The sequence below is a fragment of the Sphingomonas sp. genome (genome assembly GCF_004799495.1).
GTDB lineage: Bacteria > Pseudomonadota > Alphaproteobacteria > Sphingomonadales > Sphingomonadaceae > Sphingomonas.
Map to the genome: position 1 here is coordinate 1 of NZ_SSMY01000001.1, position 22,730 is coordinate 22,730.

Genomic DNA, 22,730 nt, shown 5'->3' on the forward strand with positions numbered 1-22,730 from the left:
TAGGAAAACAATTCGCCGACAGCCAAGCAACGTGACAGCGAAAGCCGATCGCTTTCAATATCGAAGCTCTGCTAGTCGGACGACCGAAACTGGGGCGTAACCCGCCGGGCCGCTTCCGACCCAATTGCGGACATTCCGCCGTCTAAGTAGCCATCCTCAAATGTGGGACTTTGGTTGGCATCTTCGTGGTTCGGTCCCTTTAAATAGAACCGGTGATAACGCTACCATCCTCGACCGCGTGGCCGCGCTGATAAAGAAACAAAATAAGAGGATCAGCCGACGCGGAGCAGACTATGTTGAGTTTAGCGATCCGCTTTGGAGCAACTTTTTCGGCCCGAACTGGCTTGCGACGGTCATCTACGACCAAGGACGGTTTTGGATCGACCAAGGTTTCGATGGATGCAGGCTGCGTTATGATCTTCGTAGTCTTCACGGGATGATATTCTGCCTCTTTGCAGCGCTAATGTTCTTTTTAGCTGGGTTTGGTGCCGGGGGGCTGCTGGGAGGCGTCAAATACGCCGCCGGGGCGTTTGCATGGCTCTACGGAGTGAACTTGGTGCTGGCCTTAGTTCGTGTCCCTCACGCTATTCGTAGGTCTGTCACCGGCGAATAGCGGAACGGCCGCTTTCCACCCTTAGCGGACATTCAATCTCCTCGGCGCTTTGCAAACTTTTTGCGATATTCGTCGAGCGTCTTGCCCTCGCGAGAGGCATCGGCGTGAAATGAGCGATGGAGATCCTCACCGAACAAATGCTGGCTCAGCGGAGAGGATTTGCCATGCTGCTCCTCCATGCCGAGGTGTCCGACGAAGACGAGGATGGTGATGAAAGTGGAGCGTTTCACGCACTTCGCTGATCAACGCCTTGGCGCCTGTTGTCGGGCCCGCGGACCCCTGTTCGGACATTTCAAATTCCCTGATAGCTGCATTTGAATTCCCTGTTATCGATTCAAAGGAAGAGGCTTGGAAACGGCAGAACTCTGCCATTTCCTGATGATCGACACTTCGAAATAGGCTCTGGAAAAACATATTTTCCCTGTAAATTCCCAGATAGCAGGGAAAAACAGGAGAGACTGGTTCGCTGCAGACTGCGTGGCGCACCAAGGCAAAACGCGGTGAAATAGCGCTGCTATTTCACAGGCGTTTTGTCCGGCCGGCGGGCGGCAAGGCCGCCCGACCGACGGCGCGGATTAACTCCGCGCCGCAACCAAACCCCCTTTGCGAAACTTGTGTGACGCCCCTAAGGAAGCCGCAACCGCGAAGGGGCGCTTCCGATGAAGTTAATGACCGGCAATTCGAACCTGCCCCTGGCCCGGGCGATTGCCGACTATCTCGAAATCCCGCTGACCGACGCGCTCGTGCGCCGCTTCGCCGACGAGGAGATTTTCGTCGAGATCAACGAGAACGTCCGCGGTGAGGACGTGTTCGTGCTGCAATCGACGAGCTACCCCGCGAACGACAACCTGATGGAATTGCTGATCTGCATCGACGCACTCAGGCGGGCGTCGGCGCGGCGGATCACCGCGGTCGTCCCGTATTTCGGCTATGCCCGGCAGGACCGCAAATCGGGGTCGCGCACGCCGATTTCGGCCAAGCTCGTCGCCAATCTGATCACGGGAGCCGGCGCCAACCGCGTGCTGTCGGTCGATCTCCATGCCGGGCAGATCCAGGGCTTCTTCGACATCCCGACCGACAATTTGTTCGCGGCCCCCGTGATGTCGGTCGATATCCTGGCGCGACATTCCGCCAGGAACATGATGGTCGTGTCGCCCGACGTGGGCGGCGTGGTCCGTGCGCGCGCGCTGGCGAAGCGGCTCAACAACGCGCCGCTGGCGATCGTCGACAAGCGGCGCGAGCGCGCGGGCGAATCGGAAGTGATGAACATCATCGGCGACGTCGAGGGCCGCTTCTGCATCCTGATCGACGACATCGTCGATTCGGCCGGGACGTTGTGCAACGCCGCCGCCGCGCTGAAGGAGGCCGGCGCCGCGGGCGTCGTGGCCTATGTCACGCACGGCGTGCTGTCGGGCGGCGCGATCGCGCGGGTCGAGGGGTCGGTGCTCGAGGAGCTGGTGATCACCGATTCGATCGGCAACCACGACACGATCGCGCAGGCCGGCAGGGTCCGCCACCTGACCATCGCCCCGCTGATCGCCGAAGCGATTCGCCGGATCGCCGACGAAACGTCGGTTTCGAGCCTGTTCGACTGATTTGGTCGGCTCTCGGCGATAAGGCGGTATCGGCCCGCTCCCCCGCCCGGCCGCCCATAGGGGTACAATGACTGGGCGGTCGGGCGGGGGAGCGGGCCGGTACCGTCATCCGCCTGGGCGGATCAAAAACTCAACGCCCCAGCGTCTTTACGATGTGATCGAACACCGCCGGATACAGCGGCTGGCGGAACCGGCAGCCGATCACCGTCCCGCGCCGCCACGCAACGGTCGCCTCGAGTCCCTGCAGCCCCGGCATCGTCAGCCAGACGATGCTCCCGGCGTCGAGCGAGTAATGCGCCTCCGCGCGAAAGCCCGTGATCGACAGGTCGAGTAAATGGACGTCGTACTTGTTGGACGCGCGATCGCGCAGCTTGGCGACGCTCGCCATGCCGACGCGTTGCTGACGGCGGTGGTCGTTCATTCCACCGGCCGGCGCATCAAATCCGAACGTACGCGCGTCCATGTTGTAAAAAATGCGCCCTCGGGTCTTAACATTCAGGAAATTTGGCCGAAAAAATTGCCCAAAACGGGACAGACCGCCAGACGGAGCTGGCGCGGCCTCGTCAGTCAGCCGGGGTCGCGGCACGCGGGCGGCGCACTCCGGCGCGGGCGCGGCGGTTGAGTTCGGCCTTGAGCGTGTCGGGCCGCGGCGCCCACAGGAACCCGAAACTCACCGTGCCGCGCCTGGTCTCGACCGCATGGTGCAGCCGGTGCGCCTGGACGATGCGCTTCATGTACGCCGATCGCGGCAAATAGCGCGTCGCGACGCGGCGATGGACGATGATGTCGTGAAAGCCGAAATAGATCGCGCCGTACGCCGCGATCCCCGCGCCGATCCACGTGAACCCCGGCCACCATCCGAGCTGGACCCCGCCGAGCAGCAGCACGATCGACGGGACGGCGAAGATCACCGCGTAGAGGTCGTTGAGCTCCCACCTGCCGTCACGCGGGCGATGGTGGCTTTCGTGGAGGAACCAGCCCGGCCCGTGCATTACCCAGCGGTGCGCGACATACGCCACGCCTTCCATCGCCGCGACCGTGGTCACGAACAGCAGGATGCCGATTGCCCAATGCATCGCCAATATATAGCGACGCGATGACCATGTTGCGACGCTTGATCTTGCCCGCCGCGCTGCTCGCGCTCGCCGCTTGCTCGACGCCCGAGGCGATGACGCGCGCGGGACTCGTCAGCGCGGGCATTCCCAGGCCGACCGCGGCATGCATGGCCGACCGCATGGTGCACCGCCTGTCGCTGCTTCAGCTCCGCCGGCTGTCGGGGCTCGCCAAGGCCGGGCGGTCGAAGAGCGTCGACCAGTTCCTCTATCGCGTGCGGTCGCTCAAGGACCCCGAAATCCTCGGTGTGGTGACCAGCTCCGCCGGACTCTGCGCCACGGGCCTCGCGGGGTAGATTCGTGGGGCGCACTGTGCTTAAGGCCGGTGCATTCCCAATATTCGAAGGGCCGCAGCCTTCCATGAACATTCACGAATATCAGGCCAAGGAGTTGCTCGCCAAGTTCGGCGTTCCCGTCCCCGCGGGCTTCGCCGCGCTGTCGGTCGAGGAAGCGGTCGCGGCGGCGAAGAAGCTCCCCGGGCCGCTTTATGTCGTGAAGGCGCAGATCCACGCCGGCGGACGCGGCAAGGGCAAGTTCAAGGAATTGGGGCCGGATGCCAAGGGCGGTGTGCGCCTCGCCAAGACCTTTGAAGAGGTCGAAGCCGCAGCCAGGGAAATGCTCGGCAACACGCTGGTGACGATCCAAACCGGCGAGCACGGCAAGCAGGTCAACCGGCTCTACGTCACCGACGGCGTCGATATCGCGAAGGAATTCTACCTCGCGCTTCTCGTCAACCGGGCGAGCGGTCGCATCTCGATGGTCGCCTCGACCGAGGGTGGGATGGATATCGAGGCGGTCGCGCACGACACGCCCGAGAAGATCCATTCGGTCGACATCGACCCGGCGACCGGATTCATGCCGCATCATGGCCGCGCCGTCGCGGCGGCGCTCGGGCTGACCGGGGACCTCGCCAAGCAGGCCGCGTCCACCGCCTCCAAGCTGTACGACGCCTTCCTGGGCACCGATGCCGAGCAGATCGAGATCAACCCGCTCGCGGTCACCGACGACGGCAAGCTGATGGTGCTCGACGCCAAGGTCGGTTTCGACGGCAACGCAATGTTCCGCCACAAGGAATTGATGGAACTGCGCGACGAGACCGAGGAGGATCCGGCGGAGCTCGAAGCGTCGAAATACGACCTCGCTTACATCAAGCTCGACGGCGACATCGGCTGCATGGTCAACGGCGCCGGGCTCGCGATGGCGACGATGGACATCATCAAGCTGAACGGCATGTTCCCCGCGAACTTCCTCGACGTCGGTGGCGGCGCGTCGAAGGAGAAGGTGACCGCGGCGTTCAAGATCATCCTGCAGGACCCCAATGTGAAGGGCATCCTGGTCAACATCTTCGGCGGGATCATGCGCTGCGACATCATCGCGGACGGCATCGTCGCCGCGGCGAAGGAAGTGAACCTTTCGGTGCCGCTGGTGGTTCGCCTGGAAGGAACCAACGTCCAGCAGGGCAAGGATATCTTGGCCAATTCGGGCCTGCCGATCGTCGCGGCCAACGATTTGGGCGACGCAGCACAAAAGATCGTCGCCGAGGTGAAGAAGGCGGCTTGAATTGACCTGACTTCCCTCCCCAGGGAGAAGTTCGGACCACAGGAGTGGATGGAATGAAAGTCTTGGTGCCGGTCAAGCGCGTGCTTGATTACAACGTGAAGCCCCGGGTGAAGGCGGACGGGACGGGGGTCGACCTGGCCAACGTCAAGATGTCGATGAACCCGTTCGACGAAATCGCGGTCGAGGAAGCGATCCGTCTGAAGGACAAGGGCGTGACCGAGATCGTCGCCGTGTCGATCGGCGAAGCGAAGTGCCAGGAAACGCTACGCACCGCGCTCGCGATGGGCGCCGACCGCGCGATCCTGGTCCAGACCGAAGACAAGGTCGAGCCGCTCGGCGTCGCCAAGCTCCTGAAGGCGATCGTCGATGCCGAGCAGCCGCAGCTGGTGATCCTCGGCAAACAAGCGATCGACGACGACAACAACCAGACGGGCCAGATGCTCGCCGGGCTGATGGGCGCGGGCCAGGCGACGTTCGCGTCGAAGGTCGAGCTTGCGGGCGACAGCGTCACCGTGACGCGCGAGGTCGATGGCGGGTCGGAGACCGAGAAGTTGTCGCTGCCCGCGATCATCACCACCGATCTTCGCCTCAACGAGCCGCGCTACGCGTCGCTCCCCAACATCATGAAGGCCAAGTCGAAGCCGCTCGATCAGAAGACGCCGGCCGATTACGGCGTCGACATCGCGCCGCGCCTCACCACGCTCAAGGTCGTCGAGCCGCCCAAGCGCACGGCGGGCGTGAAAGTCGCGGACACCGACGAACTCGTGGCCAAACTCAAGGCGATGGGAGTCGCGAAATGAAGACGCTCGTCTGGGTCGAACATGACGGCAAGACCGTCAAGGACGCCACACTCGCCGTGGTCACCGCCGCCGCGAAGCTCGGCGACGTCCACCTGCTGGTCGCCGGCAAGGGTATCGACGGCGTCGCCGCCGAAGCCGCCAAGATCGCCGGCGTCGCCGAAGTGCACACGGTCGACAATGCCTCGCTCGAGCATCCGCTCGCCGAGACAGTCTCGCCGCTGGTGGCCAAGCTGATGGCGGATCACGACGCGTTCCTCGCGCCGGCAACGTCGAACGGCAAGAACATCGCGCCGCGCGTCGCCGCGCTGCTCGATGTGATGCAGATCTCGGACATATTGTCGGTCGAGAGCGACAACACCTTCACCCGCCCGATCTATGCCGGCAACGCGATCGCGACCGTGCAGACCAGCGACAAGAAGCTGGTCATCACCGTGCGCGGCACCGCGTTCGACAAGGCGTCGCCCGAGGGCGGCAATGCCAAGGTCATCGCGTCGGACGGCGCGGGCCTCGAACAGTCGGTCTCCACCTATGTCGGCAGCGAAATCGCCAAGCTCGAACGCCCAGAACTGACCAGCGCCAAGGTCATCGTCTCGGGCGGCCGCGCGCTCGGCTCGTCGGAACAGTTCCACGCGCTGATCGATCCGCTCGCCGACAAGCTCGGCGCCGGCGTCGGCGCGAGCCGCGCCGCGGTCGACGCGGGCTATGCCCCGAACGATTACCAGGTTGGCCAGACCGGCAAGATCGTCGCCCCCGAAGTCTATGTCGCGATCGGTATCTCCGGCGCGATCCAGCATCTGGCGGGGATGAAGGATTCGAAGACGATCATCGCGATCAACAAGGACGAGGACGCCCCGATCTTCCAGGTCGCGGACATCGGCCTGGTCGGCGACCTGTTCAAGATCGTGCCGGAGCTGACCGAGAAGCTGTAGCCTGTCCAGAACGGAAAAATCAGGCGAGCTTCTTCCGCAACACGACTAGCCGGTCGGTCAAACGCCGGCAGTCGACGCGTAAGCGGTCGAGTAGCTCGCTGCTTTCCGATTCTTCGACGATATGAACGCTGCGCTCCGGACGGTTTGCCCGGAACGTCAAAATCCTGAGCACCAGCACCCACCGGCCGCTCCGGTCGCACGTGATCTTGCCCGGGGCATGGCAAAGGAAATTGCGCAGCGACGCGTGACCGCGATAAGCGTCGAGAGCCTCCCGCACGTCCCCACCTTGGGCGTGAAATGGCCCGTCGGGGGCGATGGCCTTTGCCAGCTCGTCGCAACGTTGGCCGATCAGATGCGGCAACTTGATAGCCACCTCGCGGTTTTGCGCCAGCATGACTAGCGTTTCGCTGACTGCCGTTTCGGCGCGCGCCAAGTGCGCGAGGCATTGACCACGCCATGCGTTCACCGCGGCTTGGGTCGCCGGCCATGGGTCTGTCGCGGCAGCGATGGGCATCTGAATGGTCACCCGCTCGATATATCGCCGTCACCTTGCCAATCGGTTGACCGTCATTTGCCCTTGAATCCATTTAGCACATGCGCGTCGTTCTCACCGTGTGGATCGACCGCATAGCGTTTTCATGACCATTCTGCAGCTCGCGCCTCGATACGTGGAATGCTGCGCGGTTCAAAAAAACGCCTCATGCCGGCCGCGCTATCCAGCGCAGCACGACGTAGCCGCTCAGCCCCGACAGGATCGATCCGGCCAGCACGCCGACCTTGACCCGGTCGATCAGCGCCGGATCGCCGAACGCCAAGCCGCCGATGAACAAGCTCATCGTGAAGCCGATCCCGGCGAGCAGCAGTACGCCGTAGAGCTGCGTCCACGAGGCGCGCCCGGGCCGTTCCGCCCAGCCGAGCTTAACGGCAGCCGCGACTGCGGCGAGCATCCCGGCCTGCTTGCCCACGAACAGCCCCGCAGCAACCGCGATCACGAGCGGATCGGCCAGCACGCCCCAGCCGAGCCCGCCCAGCGAAACGCCGGCATTCGCGAACCCGAACAGCGGCAGAACTGCGAACGCGACCCACGGGCTGAGCGCGTGTTCGAGCCGGTGAAGCGGCGATTCCACGCTGTCGGGCGCGCCGGGCGACGGGCGAATCGGGATGAACAAGGCGGCCAGCACCCCCGCGACGGTCGCGTGCACACCCGACACTAATACCAGCCACCACAGCAGGCCCGCCGCAATCAGATAAGGCGCCAAGTGCTTCACCCCCAACCGGTTCATCGCTGCCATCGCCGCGAGCACCACCGCCGCGCCGCCCAGCGCGAGCAGGTTCAACCCATGGCTGTACGCGATCGCGATGATCGCGACCGCGCCCATATCGTCGACGATCGCGACGGTGGTCAGGAACAGCTTGAGCGCGGCGGGCACGCGCCTGCCGAGCAATGCCATCACGCCGACCGCGAACGCGATGTCGGTTGCCGCCGGGATCGCCCAGCCGCGCGCCAGTGTCGGATCGTGCGCGTTCACCCCGAGATAGACGATCGCCGGCGCCAGCATCCCCGCCGCCGCCGCGATCACCGGCAGCGTGCGGTCGGAAGGGCGCGACAGTTCGCCATCGACCAGCTCGCGCTTGATCTCCAACCCGACGAGCAGGAAGAACGCCGCCATCGCCGCGTCGTTGATCCACAGATGCACGGTCATCGGACCCAGCGCGGACGCGAGCACCGGGCCGGTCTTCAGGTGGAGAAGGTGATCGCACGCCCCGGCCAGCGGTGAATTGGCCCCAACCATCGCGAGCGCCGCCGCCGCGATCAGCACGATCCCGCCCGCCGCTTCGTCGTGGAGGAAGTCGCGCAGGGTCGACCCCACACCGCGCGACCGCTTGCTCACCGCGCCAACGCCTCGGCGATCAGTTTGCGCGTGTTGCCAATGCCGTAGAGCGCGATGAAGCTGCCCATGCGCGGACCCTGGCTCGACCCGAGCAGCGTTTCGTACAGCGCCTTGAACCAATCGCGCAGCTCGGCGAATCCCCCGCTCTTGCCGATCTCGTAGACGATATTCTGGATGTCCTCCGCGCGCGCATCGGCGGGCAAGGTCGCGAGGTCGGTATCGAGCCGCTGCAGCGCCGCGACCTCGACGCCCTCGGGTGCGCGCCGCACCAGCGTCGGCGCGACGAAATCGCGGGCATAGGCCAGCGCGTAACCGATCAGCTTGTCGAGTTCGGGATAGTCCGCCGCGGTCGCGCCGGGCAGGTAGTTGGCGAGATACCCCCACACCTGCTCCTTGGTCGCGCCACCGCCCATCACCCCGACAAGGTTGAGCAGCAGCCCGAACGTCACCGGCATCGCGTCCTGCGGTACCGCGCCGTTATGGACATGGTGCACCGGGTTCCCCAGCCGCTCCTTGTTGTCCTGGCCGTGATAATTGCCGCGGAATTGCCAGTAATCGTCGACCGCGCGCGGGATCAGCCCGAGGTGGAGCGACTTGGCCTTCTTCGGCTCGCGATAGATGTAGAAGGCCAGGCTCTCGTCGGGGCCATAGGTCAGCCATTCCTCGATCGAGAGACCATTGCCCTTCGACTTGGAAATCTTCTCGCCCTTGGCGTCGAGGAACAGCTCGTAGATCAACCCTTCCGGTTTCCTCCCGCCGAGGATCTGCGCGATCTTGCCACCGAGGATCGCTGAATCGATCAGATCCTTCCCGTGCATCTCGTAATCGACGCCGAGCGCGGCCCAACGCATCCCCCAATCGGGCTTCCACTGCAGCTTGGCGCGCCCGGCCAGAATCGATTGCTCGACCACCGATCCGTCCGCATCGATGAAGCGGATCGTGCCGGCATTGGCATCGACCACTTCGACCGGGACCTGCAGCACCACGCCGCTGGTCGGGCTGACCGGCAGTACGGGCGAATAGGTCGCCTGCCGCTCGGCGCGCAGCGTCGGCAGCATGACGGCCATGATCGCATCGTAGTTGCGGAGCACGGCCTTCAACTTCTCGTCGAACCGCCCGCTTTCGTAATAGTCGGTCGACGAAACGAATTCGTAATCGAACCCGAACCGATCGAGGAATTCCCGCAGCATCGCGTTGTTGTGCGCGGCGAAGCTGTCATATTTTTCAAACGGGTCGGGGATGCGCGTCAGCGGCTTGCCGATATTGGCGGCGAGCAGCGCCTGATTTGGGACGTTGTCAGGCACCTTGCGCAGGCCGTCCATGTCGTCGGAGAACGCGACTAACCGCGTCGGCAGGCCGGTCATCTCCTCGTACGCGTGGCGCACCATCGTCGTGCGCAGCACTTCCTGGAACGTGCCGATATGCGGCAGGCCCGAGGGGCCGTAGCCAGTCTCGAACAGGACTGGTTCACCGCCGGGCTTGCCGTCGGGATAGCGCTTCAGCAATTTACGCGCTTCTTCGTATGGCCAGGCCTTGGACTCGAGTGCAGCGGTGCGGAGGGTGTCGGCGGTCATGATCGCGCTGCCGTAGCGGGCTGCGCCCGAAACGTCACCCTGCTTCGCCGTTGCCATTCTGTTCCGGAGCGCCCACGGTTCTACCGTGCTCCCCTATCCCGCCCTTCACGCCAGCCACGCCGGGGTCTGGATCGCCGACGCGGAAGGCGCGCGAGCCATCGGGCGCGGCGAGGCGATCCGGCGCGCCGCCGACACACCGATGATCGTGCTCAACGCGCCGCTGGTGGGGCAACGGCTGGGCTATGCCGAGCTGTCGGGACTCGACCTGCTTGAGCTCTTCGCGTTCCTGCGTCCCGCGACCTTCCTGCCGCCGACCCCGCGCGGGCTGGCGCGGATTCTCGGGCTGACACCGCCCGCGGATGAGGCGCAGATCGCCGCTTTCCTGCGCGACGCGGCGAGCGCACTGCTCGCGATCCCCGACGGCGACTGGCCGGAACGCGAAGGCGCGTGGACCGCGGCGCAGAGCCTCATGCGGCTGCGCTGGCCGTGGGCGCCCTTGCTCGCCGATCGCATCGCGAAGCCCGCGCAACAGGAGCGCTGGCTGTTCTCCAAACTGCCCGAATGGGAAGAGACGGCGCCGCGCCCCGCTCCCAAAACCGTGACGCTCGACGACGGCGAGATCGCCGAGCGGCTGAGCCTGCTGACCGGCCACGGCGCCGAACAGCGGCTCGGCCAGCGCGCCTTCGCCGAGGCATCGGCGTCCGCGTTCGCGCCGCGCGTCCTGCGCGACAATCCCAACATGCTGCTCGCCGAAGCCGGGACCGGAATCGGCAAGACGCTCGGTTACCTCGCCCCCGCATCGCTTTGGGCCGAGCAGGCGGGGGGTGCAGTGTGGATCTCGACCTTCACCAAGGCGCTGCAACGCCAGTTGAACCACGAAACCGCGCGGTTGATCCCCGATGCTACCGAACGTCGCCGCCGGGTCGTGACACGCAAGGGCCGCGAGAATTACCTCTGCCTGCTCAATCTGGAGGATGCGTTGCAGGGCGGGTTCGCCGGACGCGCCGCGATCCTCGCGCATCTCGTCGCACGCTGGGCGGCATACAGCGCCGACGGCGACATGATCGGCGGCGATCTGCCCGGCTGGCTGCCGACGCTGTTCCGCCGCAACGGATCGACCGCGCTGACCGACCGGCGCGGCGAGTGCGTCTATGCCGGCTGCCCGCACTACCGCAAATGCTTCATCGAACGCGCGGCGCGCGCCAGCGCGGAAGCCGATATCGTCATCGCTAACCACGCGCTGGTGATGGTCAACGCCGTGCGCGGGCGCGAGGCCAACGCTCGCCCGACGCGCTACGTGTTCGACGAGGGGCATCACCTGTTCGAGGCGGCCGACGCGATGTTCGGAGTCGCGCTGACCGGACAGGAATCGATTGAGTTGCGCCGCTGGATCATCGGCCCCGAAGCGACCGCGCGCGGGCGGCGGCGCGGGCTGGCGGCACGGCTGTCGGATGTGGCGAGCTACGACGAGGCGGGCGGCGTCGCGATCCAGGACGCGGTCGAGGCGGCGCGCGCGCTCGCCAGCGGCGACTGGTTGCAACGCGTGGCGGAGGGCGATCCGTTCGGCGCGGTCGAGAAGCTGCTGAGCGCAGTGCGCGGCATGGTCTATGCCCGCGCCGCGCAGGACGGCGATGCGGGTTATGGCCTCGAAACCGAGCTGGCCGAACCCCTCCCCGCGCTGATCGAAGCAGCCGCGGTGGCCGCACAAGCGCTGGAGACCCTGCTTCGCCCGCTGATGACGCTCGGCCAGCGGCTCGAAGCGGTGCTCGCCGAAGGGCCGGACTGGCTGGACGGCGCGGCGCGCGCGCGGGTCGAAGGGGCGGTCGCGTCGCTTGGCTGGCGGACCGAGACGGTCGGCGCGTGGATCAGTCTGCTCGCGCGGATCGGCGGCCCGGCCGACCCCGATTTCGTCGACTGGCTGAGCGTCGAGCGGATCGAGGGGCGCGAGATCGACATCGGCCTCCACCGCCGCTGGCTCGACCCGACGCGGCCACTGGCGGCAACGGTGCTCAAGCCTGCGCACGGCGTGCTCGTCACCTCGGCGACGCTCAAGGGCGGCGATCCCGACTGGCAGATCGCCGACGCGCGCGCGGGCGTCCCGCACCTCGACCGCGCCGCCGGACATTTCGACGTCGCCAGCCCGTTCGATTACGCGACGCAGTCGGAGGTGCTGATCGTCACCGACGTCAAGCGCGGCGACCTGGCGGCGCTCGCCAACGCTTATGCCCGGCTGATCGCGGCGGCGGGCGGCGGGACGCTCGGGCTGTTCACCGCGATCCGGCGGCTGCGCGGGGTCCATGCGCGGATCGCCGACCGGCTCGCACGCGACGGCCTGCCGCTCTACGCGCAGCACGTCGACCCGATCGACCCGGGCACGCTGGTCGACATGTTCCGCGATGAGCCGCGCGCCTCGTTGATCGGCACCGATGCGTTGCGCGACGGCGTCGACGTGCCCGGCGAAAGCCTGCGCCAGGTCATCCTCGAGGGCGTGCCTTGGGCCAAGCCGACCGTGCTCCACGCCGCGCGGCGGCTCGCGAGCGGCGGTAGCGCGTACGACGACCGCCTCGTCCGCGCCAAGCTCGCGCAAGCGTTCGGCCGCCTCATTCGCCGCGCCGACGACCGCGGCGCGTTCGTGCTCCTGTCCGCGGCGATGCCCAGCCGATTGCTCGCCGCCTTCCCGCCCGGCGTGCCGATCGCGCGCGTGCCGCTCGACGAAGCCGTGGCGCGCGTGCAATCGCGGCTTTCTTCCGCTCCTCACGTCGTGCAAGAAACCAGCAACACCTGACGAGAAGGCGCCCCGTGAAGACCCTGATCCTCCTCCGACACGCCAAATCGGGCTGGGACGATCACGGCGCGCGCGATTTCGACCGCCGGCTCAACGCCAAGGGCGAGCGCGCCGCGCGGACGATGGGGCAGCACATGCGCTCAAGCGGGCTCAGCTGGGATCACGCGATCGCCAGCCCCGCCGCGCGCGTTGTCGAGACGCTCGAACGCGTTTCCGCCGGCTATGGCCGCGCGATCGAGCCCGAATGGGATCGCCGCGCCTATCTCGCCTCGGCGTCGATGTTGCTCGATCTGATCCACCACGCGCCCGCCGGTGCCGATGCCCTGTTACTGTCAGGGCACAACCCGGGGCTGGAGGAACTGACTTTGCTGCTCGTCCCCGATCGCGCGGACGATCGGTTGCGCGACACCGTCGAGGCCAAGTTTCCTACCGCCAGCCTCGCCGTCATGACGTGCGCCGGCGAAAATTGGGCCGCCATCGCCCCCGGCACCTGCACGCTGACCGCCTTCACCCGCCCGCGCGACCTCGATCCGGACCTCGGCCCCGACGCGGATTGAGACGCCCCGCGTTAGGCGCATTTAAGCATCTTTCGTGCACAAATGCCGCATGACCGATGCCGCCGCCGACTCGAATCGCGAGCCTGGGCCGCTGTTCGCGCAAGCGCGATCGGCGGTGATCTGGCGTTCGGGCGCGCAGATCGTCGGGCAGCTGATCACCTGGGGCGCGACCTTCCTGGTCATCCGCATCCTCAACCCGCACGATTACGGGCTGTTCGCGATGACGCAGGTGGTGCTGGCGGTGCTCAACATGCTCAACGGCGCGGGATTGGCGAGCGGCCTGATCCAGAAGCCCGATGCCGACGAGCGCACGATCCGCCAGCTCTTCGGCATGCTGATCGTCCTCAATTTCTCGCTCGGCGCGCTGCAATTCGCGATCGCGCCGCTCGTCGCGGCCTATTTCCACCAGCCGATCGTAACTGACCTGCTGCGCGTGCAGGCGTTCGTCTATGCGACGACGCCGTTCGTGGCCTTCCCCTATGCGCTGCTCGCGCGGGCGATCGACTTCAAGGTGCAGGCCAAGGTCTATTTCCTGTCGTCGATCACCGGCGCTGTCGCCGCTCTGGCCGGCGCCTATGGCGGGCTGGGCGTGTGGACACTGATCCTGGCGCCGGCCGTGCTCTATGTGACACGCGCGATCGGCATGATGCGCGCGCTCGACCGCAGCTACATCCCGCTGTTCGATTTCCGCGGCGCGGGCGAACTGGCGAAGTTCGGCGGGCTGATGGCGGCGGGGCAATTCTTCTGGGTGCTGCAAAGCCAGGCCGACGTGTTCATCGCGGGGCGCGTGCTCGATCCGGCGACGCTCGGGCTGTACACGACCGGGCTGTTCCTCACGCAGATCCTCGTGTCGAAATTCGTGCCCGCGATCAACGACGTCGCCTTTTCGATCTACGCGCGGATGCAGGACGATCGCCCCGCCGTCGCCGAAGGATTTGCGCGATCGGCGCGGATGGTGATGCTGGCGGCGATGCCTTTTTACGTCGGGCTGGCGGTTACCGCCGAGCCGTTGGTCGCGACGGTGCTGGGGCCGAAATGGATCGCCGCGGCGCCGCTCGTCCGGTTGCTCGCGGTAGCGATGCCGGCGATGACGCTCCAGGTGCTGTTCAGCCCAGCGTGCAGCGCGATGGGCCGGCCGGGGATCAACGTCCATACTGGGATGATCGGCGCGGTGCTGTTGCCCGTGGCGTTCGTGGTGGGGTTGCGCTGGGGCGTGACGGGCCTCGCGGCGTCGTGGTTCTTCGCCTACCTGCTCTATCTCGCGATCACCGCGTGGCGCATTCTCCCGGTGCTCGGCCTGTCGGCAGCGACCTTGGCACGCGCAATCGTTCCGACCGTGACCGCGGCGCTGGCGATGGGCGCGCTGGTGACGTTGCTCGACAATGTCCTGCCGCCGATGGTGGTGCAAGCACGGCTGTTGCTGTTGGTAACGTTCGGCGGCGCGGTCTACGTGGGCTGGCTGCGGCTGTTCGCGAAGCACACCTTGCTCGAAGCGATCGCGATGGCGCGCGGGAAGCGGTATCAGGCGGCGGAAGAGCGCCCCGCCTCTCCCCTGACCAGCGCCGCCTGAAACCCGGGCGCCGGCTCGAACGAGGTCAGCGACCAGCCCGCCCCGCCCTCGATCAGCCGCGCAGGCTCGCCGGGCGCGACCGACACGGTGAAGGCGTCGAGCGGGTAAGACAGGCCGAGGCCAATCGCTTTTACGAACGCTTCCTTGCGCGTCCAGCAATTGTAGAAGCCGGCGAGCCATTGCTCGGGCGGCAGCGCGTCGAGCGCGACACATTCGGCCGGCGCGAACAGCCGCGCGGCGACCTTCGGACACGCCAATTCGGGGTTGCGCCACTCGAGATCGCAGCCGACCCGGACGCCGTGCCCGATCGCGAACAGCGCGCGACCGTTGGAATGCGACAGGTTGAAATGCAGGGCGGGATGATCGGGCAGGAACGGCCGTCCATACGCATCCTGCGCGATGGTCAGTGCCGCGGGCCGGCAATCGACCTCCGCCGCCAGCAGCATCCGTAGCTGGCCGCGCCGCGCGACATAGCGGTTGCGGTGGCGCGCGAACCGGAAGGACGCCGCACGAATACGCTCTTGTGTGTCAAGCAGCTCGGAGCAAGCTGCGAGCGCGTCGGGAGCCAGATCGAGGTCGGACATTGCCAACGCGACCTCGGCCGATTGCGGCAAGTCAGCCACGGCCTGCGCCGCCGCGGTCATGCCGCCGTCGCGATCCGCCCCGCCAAGGCGCGCTCGATCGCGTCACGCAACCGCGTCGCGAAGGTCGCGGCGTTGGGCGGATCGGCCATTGTGCCGTGCGTGCCGGGAATGTCGAACGACCCCAGCGGCCCGCGCACAACCTCGGCCCAGCCCGGCCGGCTGTCGAGCACCGCGAGGCGCTCGGCCGGCTGGAACAGCGCGACCGCGCCGTCATAGTCACCAGGGAAATAGTCGTACGCCGCCAGTTCCATCGCCTCGGCGAAGGCACGGTAGCGGCCCTCGCGCTCGGGCGCCTGCGCGACGCCGGCTTCCTCCATCACCCCACGCATGCGGTCGAAGGCGTAGCCGAGCTTCTTCGCCGCGGGCAGCTTGTTCCACACGCCGAGATGATAGCGCGCCTTGCTGCCGCGCATCTGGGTCGACGTGATGCGCTGGAACGCGACCGGGTTCATCGTGTGGCCGAGGGCGAGCAGCGGCACGTTCTCGCCCGCCGCGCGTAATTGCCGCGCGACTTCGAACGCCATGATGCCGTTGGTGCACCAGCCGCCGATCAGATACGGGCCGTTGGGCCGCGTCTCGCGGATCACCGCGACGATCGCCGACGCCATCTGCTCGAAGGTCATGCCGGGCTTGAGCGTGCGCTCGAGGATCGGCCCGAGCGGCAGGCCAAGGAAAGGACGGTCCTCGCCCATCGCTTCGGCGAGCGCCATGAAGGTCGGGCCGCCGTCGAGCCACAGCAACGGCAAGCCGTCGCCCTTGGGCTGGAGCGGCACCCATTCGCCGAGATCGTCGGTGGCATCGCCTTCGATCCGCGCGGCAAGCTTGTCGAGCGTCGCCGCCTGGAAGAACTCGGCCATGCCGATGCGGCGGCCCCATTGCTGCTCGATCCGCACCAGCAGGCGTGCGACCAACAGCGAATGCCCGCCCAGTTCGAAGAAGCTGTCGTCGCGGCTGATCTGGCCGATCCGCAGCAGGTCGCACCAGATCGCGGCGAGCTGCTGTTCGGTCTCGCCCTGGGGCGGTTCGATCTGCCGGCCACCGCCGCCGCCGGGCTGTGGGAGCGCCTTGCGGTCGACCTTGGCATTGGGCGTCATCGGCAAGGTCGGGAGATGCTCGAAATGCGAGGGGATCATGTAATCGGGCAGCGTCTTGCCGAGGTGCTCGCGCAGCGCCGCGCGGCTCGGCATCTCGTCGCCACGCGTGACGACGTACGCCGCGAGCGCGCGTTCGCCCGAGGCGTCGGGCCAGCTGCGGACGGCAGCGGCGACCACGTCGGGGTGCTCGGCGAGTGCGCCCTCGATCTCCTCGACCGCGACGCGATAGCCACGGATCTTCTCGTCGTTGTCGACCCGGCCGAGGCACAGGATCGTGCCGTCGGGCTGGTAACGGGCGAGGTCGCCGGTGCGATACAGCCGTTCGCCGCCGATCTCGACGAAACGCTCCGCAGTCAGATCGGGGCGGTGGCGATAGCCCTGCGCGAGACCGGCGCCGCCGATGAACAGTTCGCCGACGATCCCGATCGGCGTGGTGTGGCGGTACTGGTCGAGGATGTGGATGCTCGTATTGGCGAGCGGACGGCCGATCGGCACCGGGCCGTCGCCCGGCGTCACGCGCGCCATGGTCGACCAGATCGTCGTCTCGGTCGGGCCGTAGACGTTCCACAATTCGCCCGAGCGCTGGATCAATGCCTCGGCGAGGTCGCGCGGCAGCGCCTCGCCGCCACACAGGATGCGCAGGGTCGGCGAGCCTTGCCAGCCCGCCTCGATCAGCGCGCGCCAGGTGGCGGGGGTGGCCTGCATAACGCTTGGCTTCGCCGCCGCGAACAAGGCTTTCAGCTCGCGCGGATCGGCGGTGGCGCTCTTCGGCGCGAGGATCAACTCGCCGCCGGCTATCAGCGGCAGGAACAGTTCGAGCCCGGCGATGTCGAACGAGAGCGTGGTGACCGCGAGCAGGGAGTCCTGCGCGGTGAAACCGGGGTTGGCACGGAACGACTCCAGCAGGTTGATCAGCGCGCCGTGGCTGATCTCGACGCCCTTGGGGTTGCCGGTCGAGCCCGAGGTGTAGAGCACATAGGCCAGGTCGTCGGGCTTTACCGTCACCTGGGCAGGCGCGGGTACGGCTTCGCCGACATCGTCGATCAGGATGCGCGGCAAGCCGCAATCGGCGAGGACATGGTCGAGCTTGCGCTCGCTGAGCAACGCCTTCGCGCCGGCATCTTTCGCGATGTAATCGAGCCGCGCGGCGGGGAAATCGGGGTCGAGCGGCAGATAGGCCGCGCCGCGCCGGTGCACCGCGAGCAAGGACGCAACCATGTCGGGCGAGCGGTCGAGGCAGATGCCGACCAGATCGCCCCGGCCGATCCCGGCCGCATGCAGCGACGCGGCGATCGCCTCGGCGCAGGCGTCGAGCGTCGCATAGCTGACGGCATGGTCGTCGAACCGGATTGCGGTCGCCTCGGGCCGCGTCGTGACCTGGGCACGGAAAGCGTCGGGCGACAGCGCGGCAGGCGGCGGAACGGCGGTATCGTTCCACTCAATCAGCAACTTCTGTAGCTCGTCCTCGCCGATCAGCGGCAGGTCCTTGAGCGGCAAGGTGGCGTCGGCCGCCACGCCTTCGAGGATGTTGAGGTAATGCCCGATCATCCGCCGCACGGTCGCGGGATCGAACAATTCGGTCGAATAGAGGAAGCGGCCGTGCATCCCCTCGCCGTGGCGCTCGTCGAGTTCGAGGTAGAGGTCGAACTTGGCGCCGCCGACGACGACGTCCATTTGCGTCAGGTCCCAGCCGTCGGCGAACGGGTCGACCGGCGGCTCAATCGAGAACAGGCAGTTGAACAGCGGGTGCGTGCCGGGCTGGCGCTTGACGTCGAGCGCGCGGACGACCTCGTCGAACGGCGCTTCGCTCGCCGCGAGCGCGCCGAGCACCGAATCGCGCACCTCGATCAGGAAGTCGGCGAACCGCGTCTCGCCCTTCGGCTTGGCGCGCAAAGCGATCGTGTTGAGAAAATAGCCGACGACATGCTCGAGCTCGGGACGGCGACGGAGATCCGTGACCCCACCGACGATGATGTCCTGCTCGCCCGAATAGAGGTGGAGCTGCGCGTGGTACGCGGCGAGCAGCGTCATGTACAGCGTGACGTTGTGGCGGCGGCCGACGTGCTTCAACCGCTCGATCAGGTCGGGCGGGATCATAAAGACTTCCATCGACCCGGCATGCGTCGGGCGCGCCGGCTTGGTGCGGTCGCCGACCAGTTCGAGCTTGGGTGGCGCATCGGCGAGCGTGCGGCGCCAGTAATCGATCTGCTTCTGGATCGGCGCGCTCTTGAGGTGCTCTTCTTGCCAGATCGCGTAATCGCCATATTGCAGCGCCGGCATCGGCAGCGGCGACGGAATGCCGATCGCGAAGGCGTGGTAGAGCTTGGCGAGCTCGGGCACGATCACGCGATAAATCGCGACACCGTCGAAGATGATGTGGTGGAGCGTGAAATAAAGCCGGTGATTGTCGTCGGCGAGCTTGACGATCCGCGCGCGGAACAAGGGCGCGTCGGAAAGTTCAATCGCGCGGCGCGCATCTTCCTGGCCGATCGCCAGCGCGGCGGCGTCGCGTTCTTCCTCGGGCAGGTGGCTGACATCGTCGAACGGCAGCGCGATGTCGCGATGCTCGCGCACGCGCTGGACCAGTACCCCGTCTTCCTCGACGAAGGCGGTGCGCCAGGCTTCGTGACGGCGCAGGATTTCGTTGACCGCCCGCGCCATCGCGTCGCTGTCGAAGCTGCCGAAACGATGGATCGTGATCGATTCGTTATAGAGCGGCATGTCCGGCGCCATGATGGCGTGGAGCCACACCTGGCGCTGGTCGGCCGACAGCGGGATCAGCGCGTCGGGCGCGCGCTTCGTGATCGGCTGCGGCTTGTCGACGGCGGTCGCGCCGCCGCCGCGCATCATCTTTTCGAGCAGCGCCCGCTTCGACGCGGACAGATCGACGTGCGCGTTCATGCGGCTCAGCCCGCGACGGGACGGAAAGCGAGCGGCAGCGCGGAGAGGCCGCGCAGCCCCGAATTGGTCCGCCATTCGAGCTTGCTCTCGGGCACCGCGACGCGAAGGTCCTCCATCCGCGCGAGCAAAGCGAGGTACGAAATCCGCGCCTCCATCCGCGCCAGCGCCGCGCCGAAGCAGAAATGCGCCGCCCAGCCGAACGCGAGGTGGCGGTTGTCGGTCCGCGTCAGGTCGAGCTCGTCGGGATTGGCGAAGCGTTCGGGGTCGCGGTTGCCCGCGGCCATCACCGCCATCACCGCTTCGCCCTTCTTGAGCAGCTTGCCGCCGATCACCGTGTCTTGCTTGACGATCCGCGCGGTGTGCTGGCTCGGCGTTTCGTAGCGCAGCAATTCCTCGACCGCGCTCTCGATGATCTCGGGATGCGCGCGCAATTGCGCCTGCTTGTCGGGCTGGCGGATCAGCGTGAGGATGCCGTTGCCGATCAGGTTGGTGGTGGTCTCCTGCCCGCCGACCATCGTCACGATGGTGTTGGCGATGACCTCGTCTTCGCTGAGGCTCTGGCCGTCGACTTCGGCGTCCATCAGCGAACGGATCAGACCGTCGGTCGGGTTGCGCTCCTGCTCGCGCACGGCGTCGCGGAAATAGCCGGTCATGTCGGCAACGCACTTCAAGACGTCGCGGATGCGGTCGGGGTTGTGCTGGAAATTGCCGAGCATCTCCGCAAAGGTCGCCGACCATGCCTTGAGCTGGCGGTGATCCTCGAGCGGCACGCCGAGCAGCCCGGCGGTGACGATCGCCGGAAAGGGCTCGGCGAAATCGGCGATCAGCTCGCACTCGCCGCCCTTGACCATATCGTCGATCAGGCCGTGCGCGATATCGCGGACCTTGTCCTCCATCGCGTCGACCCGGCGCGGGGTGAAGGCGCTCATGCAGAGCTTGCGCAGCCGGGTGTGGTCGGGCGCGTCGAGGAACAGCATCTGGCGCGCCATCAGGTCGGCTACCGGACCGAGTGAGGGCAGGCCGAGCGCCTCCATCTTCTTCGGGTCGGGCGTGCGGTCGGCGCTGAACTCCTTCAGCACGAGATGCACGTCCTCGTACCGGGTCACGACCCAGGTGTGCATGAACGGGTCCCACATCACCGGCGCTTCCTCGCGCAGGCGGCGATAGAAGGGGAACGGATCGGCATGGACCTTCGGGTCGAGCAGCTGGAACAGGCTGAGGCTCGGGTCGAACGGCGCGGCCGCCTGGATCGGGGATTGATCGGTCATCGGCGGTCCTATCCGGCGACGCGCGCTTGCGCTTCGTCGTCGCTCATCTGCTCGATCATCTGCATGACGACTTCCTCGATCCTGAGCGCGAGCTGGCGGATCGTCGGCGCCTGGAACAGGTCGCGCAGCGTCAGGTCGATCCCGAACGCCTCGCCCGCGCGCAGCACCACCTGCGTGCCGAGCAGCGAGTGCCCGCCGAGCAGGAAGAAATTGTCGTCGATCCCGACATTGCCGCGGCCGAGCACGTCTTCGAGGATGCCGACGAGCCGCTCTTCCGCGGCGGTCTGCGCGGTGGCGAAGCCGGCCGAGGACAAGGCGTTGTCGTCGGACGGCGCGGGCAGCGCTTTCTTATCGAGCTTGCCATTGGCCGTCATCGGCAGCTCGTCCATGCGTACGAACGCCGCGGGGATCATGTACTCCGGCAGCGTCTGCGCCAAATAGTCGCGCAAGTCCTCCGCCGTCGCCGTATCGCTAGCCACGACATAGCCGACAAGCATGTCGCCGCCGTCGGCCGCGGGGGCGGCGATCACCGCGCCGGCGCGTACGGCCGGATGCTCGCGCAGCACGCTTGCGGTTTCCTCGGGCTCGACGCGGTGGCCGCGCACCTTGGCCTGATCGTCGACGCGGCCATGAAACGCGATCTGCCCGTCCGCGCGCCAAGACCCCAAGTCGCCGGTGCGGTAGAAACGGGCGCCGTCGATCGTCACGAACTTCTCGGCGGTCATCGCCGGCTGGTGCCGATAGCCGCGCGCCACCTGCGGCCCGCCGATATAGATTTCGCCCTGCGCATCGCCCGCGACGGGCTGGCCGGCGGCGTCGAGGATACGGATCACGGTCGCGCCAATCGGGCGGCCGATCGGGGGCAAGCCTTTCTCGGTCGCTTCGGGCGGCACGATCGCGGACGTCGCGACCACGGTGCATTCGGTCGGGCCGTAATTGTTGACCAGCGCGAACGGCAGCCCCGCGCGCGGGCGGCCGAGCAAACGGTCGGCGCCCGTCAGCAGATAACGCAATTTCGCGCCGCTCGCCCAATCGTCGCGGATCAAGTCCTGCGCGAGCGCTGTCGGCACGAACGCGACGGTCACGCCCTGCACGATCAACCACGCCTTGAGCCGCACGTCCGAGGTGCGGACATCGTCCGTCGCGAGCACGACCGAGGCGCCGGCCGCGAGATACGGCCACACTTCCCATACCGATGCGTCGAACCCGAGCCCGGCTAAGTGACTGCCGCGATCGTCCGCGGTGACCCCGAACGCGTCATTATGCCACGCGATGAGGTGCGCGAGGTTGCCGTGGGTGACTTCGACGCCCTTGGGACGCCCCGTGGTGCCCGAGGTGTAGATGACATAGGCCAGCGCATCCGAATCGACAGGTGTCGCGGGGCTCTCTTCGGCAGCAGGCAACGTATCCCAGTCGAGCGCGACGACAGGAGTATCGACCCCGTCCAGCCGCTCGACCGCTTCGCTGCGGCCGATCACGACCGCGCAGGCGGCGTCCTCGACGATCATGCGAAGGCGGCCGTCGGGCCACGACGGGTCGAGCGGAAGGTAGGCGGCGTTCGCTTTCCACACGCCCAGCGCCACCGTCAGCTGGTCGAACGACCGCTCGATGCAGATGCCGACCAGACTCTCCGGCCCGACACCTTGCGCGCGCAGCCACGCCGCGACGCGGTTCGCGCGCCGGTCGAGCTCAGCGTAGCTGAGCGTGCCGCACTCCGCGACGAGCGCGGTCCGGCTGGGGTGGTCACTCGCGACCGAGGCGATAACGTCCACCGGCGCCGCCGAAGCGTGCGCAGGCGAAACCTGCGGATTGGGATATTGACTGGCCATGGCCGAG

General features: G+C 66.8%; 19 protein-coding genes. 9 read left to right on the forward strand and 10 right to left on the reverse strand.

Annotated features, from left to right (window positions below; all coding sequences use genetic code 11):
• The first annotated feature begins 238 nt into the window (after window positions 1-238).
• Window positions 239-613 carry a hypothetical protein gene (locus E7773_RS00005; protein WP_293986639.1) on the forward strand — a complete coding sequence of 125 codons (375 nt, stop codon included), beginning with the start codon at window positions 239-241 and terminating at the stop codon, window positions 611-613.
• 32 nt (window positions 614-645) lie between these two features.
• On the opposite strand, the gene E7773_RS00010 is transcribed toward E7773_RS00005, so the two are convergent.
• Window positions 646-843 carry a hypothetical protein gene (locus tag E7773_RS00010; protein WP_293986642.1) on the reverse strand — a complete coding sequence of 66 codons (198 nt, stop codon included), beginning with the start codon at window positions 841-843 and terminating at the stop codon, window positions 646-648.
• A 429-nt stretch (window positions 844-1,272) separates the two neighbouring features.
• On the opposite strand from E7773_RS00010, the gene E7773_RS00015 reads away from it, so the two are divergent.
• Window positions 1,273-2,208: a ribose-phosphate pyrophosphokinase gene (locus tag E7773_RS00015; RefSeq protein ID WP_293986645.1), complete on the forward strand. Its 936-nt coding sequence runs from the start codon at window positions 1,273-1,275 to the stop codon at window positions 2,206-2,208.
• Between the two features lie 130 nt (window positions 2,209-2,338).
• On the opposite strand, the gene E7773_RS00020 is transcribed toward E7773_RS00015, so the two are convergent.
• Window positions 2,339-2,629: a PilZ domain-containing protein gene (locus E7773_RS00020; RefSeq protein ID WP_293986648.1), complete on the reverse strand. Its 291-nt coding sequence runs from the start codon at window positions 2,627-2,629 to the stop codon at window positions 2,339-2,341.
• A 142-nt stretch (window positions 2,630-2,771) separates the two neighbouring features.
• Window positions 2,772-3,284, reverse strand: a complete 513-nt coding sequence (locus E7773_RS00025; protein WP_293986651.1) for a sterol desaturase family protein — start codon at window positions 3,282-3,284, stop codon at window positions 2,772-2,774.
• A 20-nt stretch (window positions 3,285-3,304) separates the two neighbouring features.
• Between E7773_RS00025 and E7773_RS00030 the strand changes: the two genes are divergently transcribed.
• The 4 genes from E7773_RS00030 to E7773_RS00045 all read left to right on the forward strand — a co-directional run bounded on the left by E7773_RS00030 (window position 3,305) and on the right by E7773_RS00045 (window position 6,609).
• Window positions 3,305-3,616: a hypothetical protein gene (locus E7773_RS00030; protein ID WP_293986654.1), complete on the forward strand. Its 312-nt coding sequence runs from the start codon at window positions 3,305-3,307 to the stop codon at window positions 3,614-3,616.
• 64 nt (window positions 3,617-3,680) lie between these two features.
• Window positions 3,681-4,880, forward strand: a complete 1,200-nt coding sequence (sucC, locus tag E7773_RS00035) for an ADP-forming succinate--CoA ligase subunit beta (RefSeq protein ID WP_293986656.1) — start codon at window positions 3,681-3,683, stop codon at window positions 4,878-4,880.
• Between the two features lie 53 nt (window positions 4,881-4,933).
• Complete coding sequence (locus E7773_RS00040) at window positions 4,934-5,680, forward strand: electron transfer flavoprotein subunit beta/FixA family protein (RefSeq protein WP_293986658.1); 747 nt, start codon at window positions 4,934-4,936, stop codon at window positions 5,678-5,680.
• Window positions 5,677-6,609, forward strand: a complete 933-nt coding sequence (locus E7773_RS00045; RefSeq protein ID WP_293986661.1) for an electron transfer flavoprotein subunit alpha/FixB family protein — start codon at window positions 5,677-5,679, stop codon at window positions 6,607-6,609. Before E7773_RS00040 ends, E7773_RS00045 begins: the two co-directional genes overlap by 4 nt.
• Before the next feature lie 19 nt (window positions 6,610-6,628).
• On the opposite strand, the gene E7773_RS00050 is transcribed toward E7773_RS00045, so the two are convergent.
• From E7773_RS00050 to E7773_RS00060, 3 genes are all read right to left on the reverse strand, one after another.
• The gene (locus E7773_RS00050; RefSeq protein WP_293986664.1) at window positions 6,629-7,135 is read right to left on the reverse strand and encodes a hypothetical protein; all 507 of its coding nucleotides are present in this window, start codon (window positions 7,133-7,135) and stop codon (window positions 6,629-6,631) included.
• A 172-nt stretch (window positions 7,136-7,307) separates the two neighbouring features.
• Window positions 7,308-8,501 (reverse strand): Na+/H+ antiporter NhaA, encoded by a 1,194-nt coding sequence (nhaA, locus tag E7773_RS00055; RefSeq protein ID WP_293986667.1) that lies wholly within the window; start codon window positions 8,499-8,501, stop codon window positions 7,308-7,310.
• Window positions 8,498-10,075: a lysine--tRNA ligase gene (locus tag E7773_RS00060; protein ID WP_293986670.1), complete on the reverse strand. Its 1,578-nt coding sequence runs from the start codon at window positions 10,073-10,075 to the stop codon at window positions 8,498-8,500. The genes nhaA and E7773_RS00060 overlap by 4 nt, the downstream gene beginning before the upstream one ends.
• Window positions 10,076-10,160: 85 nt before the next feature.
• Between E7773_RS00060 and E7773_RS00065 the strand changes: the two genes are divergently transcribed.
• Genes E7773_RS00065 through E7773_RS00075 form a run of 3 tightly spaced genes read left to right on the forward strand, consistent with a single transcriptional unit; the run spans window position 10,161 to window position 14,987 of the window.
• Entirely contained in the window at window positions 10,161-12,860 is a 2,700-nt protein-coding gene (locus E7773_RS00065) for an ATP-dependent DNA helicase (protein WP_293986673.1), read from the forward strand.
• A 14-nt stretch (window positions 12,861-12,874) separates the two neighbouring features.
• Window positions 12,875-13,417, forward strand: a complete 543-nt coding sequence (locus E7773_RS00070; protein WP_293986676.1) for a histidine phosphatase family protein — start codon at window positions 12,875-12,877, stop codon at window positions 13,415-13,417.
• 49 nt (window positions 13,418-13,466) lie between these two features.
• Window positions 13,467-14,987: a lipopolysaccharide biosynthesis protein gene (locus tag E7773_RS00075; protein ID WP_293986679.1), complete on the forward strand. Its 1,521-nt coding sequence runs from the start codon at window positions 13,467-13,469 to the stop codon at window positions 14,985-14,987.
• On the opposite strand, the gene E7773_RS00080 is transcribed toward E7773_RS00075, so the two are convergent.
• From E7773_RS00080 to E7773_RS00095, 4 genes are read right to left on the reverse strand one after another with little or no spacing between them, the layout of a single operon-like run.
• The gene (locus tag E7773_RS00080) at window positions 14,939-15,631 is read right to left on the reverse strand and encodes a 4'-phosphopantetheinyl transferase superfamily protein (protein ID WP_293986682.1); all 693 of its coding nucleotides are present in this window, start codon (window positions 15,629-15,631) and stop codon (window positions 14,939-14,941) included. The genes E7773_RS00075 and E7773_RS00080 overlap by 49 nt on opposite strands.
• The gene (locus E7773_RS00085; RefSeq protein WP_293986685.1) at window positions 15,628-19,626 is read right to left on the reverse strand and encodes an amino acid adenylation domain-containing protein; all 3,999 of its coding nucleotides are present in this window, start codon (window positions 19,624-19,626) and stop codon (window positions 15,628-15,630) included. Before E7773_RS00085 ends, E7773_RS00080 begins: the two co-directional genes overlap by 4 nt.
• A 5-nt stretch (window positions 19,627-19,631) precedes the next feature.
• Complete coding sequence (locus E7773_RS00090; protein WP_293986688.1) at window positions 19,632-20,894, reverse strand: cytochrome P450; 1,263 nt, start codon at window positions 20,892-20,894, stop codon at window positions 19,632-19,634.
• Between the two features lie 8 nt (window positions 20,895-20,902).
• Window positions 20,903-22,723 carry a non-ribosomal peptide synthetase gene (locus tag E7773_RS00095; RefSeq protein WP_293986691.1) on the reverse strand — a complete coding sequence of 607 codons (1,821 nt, stop codon included), beginning with the start codon at window positions 22,721-22,723 and terminating at the stop codon, window positions 20,903-20,905.
• Between the last annotated feature and the right edge of the window lie 7 nt (window positions 22,724-22,730).

Excerpts from the sequence above, each read along its gene's own strand:
- E7773_RS00020 (WP_293986648.1), bottom strand. The coding sequence starts at position 2,629 with ATGAACGACCACCGCCGTCAGCAACGCGTCGGCATGGCGAGCGTCGCC.
- E7773_RS00025 (WP_293986651.1), bottom strand. The coding sequence starts at position 3,284 with ATGCATTGGGCAATCGGCATCCTGCTGTTCGTGACCACGGTCGCGGCG.
- E7773_RS00075 (WP_293986679.1), top strand. The coding sequence starts at position 13,467 with ATGACCGATGCCGCCGCCGACTCGAATCGCGAGCCTGGGCCGCTGTTC.
- E7773_RS00030 (WP_293986654.1), top strand. The coding sequence starts at position 3,305 with ATGACCATGTTGCGACGCTTGATCTTGCCCGCCGCGCTGCTCGCGCTC.
- E7773_RS00095 (WP_293986691.1), bottom strand. The coding sequence starts at position 22,723 with ATGGCCAGTCAATATCCCAATCCGCAGGTTTCGCCTGCGCACGCTTCG.
- E7773_RS00040 (WP_293986658.1), top strand. The coding sequence starts at position 4,934 with ATGAAAGTCTTGGTGCCGGTCAAGCGCGTGCTTGATTACAACGTGAAG.
- E7773_RS00045 (WP_293986661.1), top strand. The coding sequence starts at position 5,677 with ATGAAGACGCTCGTCTGGGTCGAACATGACGGCAAGACCGTCAAGGAC.
- E7773_RS00080 (WP_293986682.1), bottom strand. The coding sequence starts at position 15,631 with ATGACCGCGGCGGCGCAGGCCGTGGCTGACTTGCCGCAATCGGCCGAG.
- sucC (WP_293986656.1), top strand. The coding sequence starts at position 3,681 with ATGAACATTCACGAATATCAGGCCAAGGAGTTGCTCGCCAAGTTCGGC.
- E7773_RS00090 (WP_293986688.1), bottom strand. The coding sequence starts at position 20,894 with ATGACCGATCAATCCCCGATCCAGGCGGCCGCGCCGTTCGACCCGAGC.
- E7773_RS00060 (WP_293986670.1), bottom strand. The coding sequence starts at position 10,075 with ATGACCGCCGACACCCTCCGCACCGCTGCACTCGAGTCCAAGGCCTGG.
- E7773_RS00085 (WP_293986685.1), bottom strand. The coding sequence starts at position 19,626 with ATGAACGCGCACGTCGATCTGTCCGCGTCGAAGCGGGCGCTGCTCGAA.
- E7773_RS00015 (WP_293986645.1), top strand. The coding sequence starts at position 1,273 with ATGAAGTTAATGACCGGCAATTCGAACCTGCCCCTGGCCCGGGCGATT.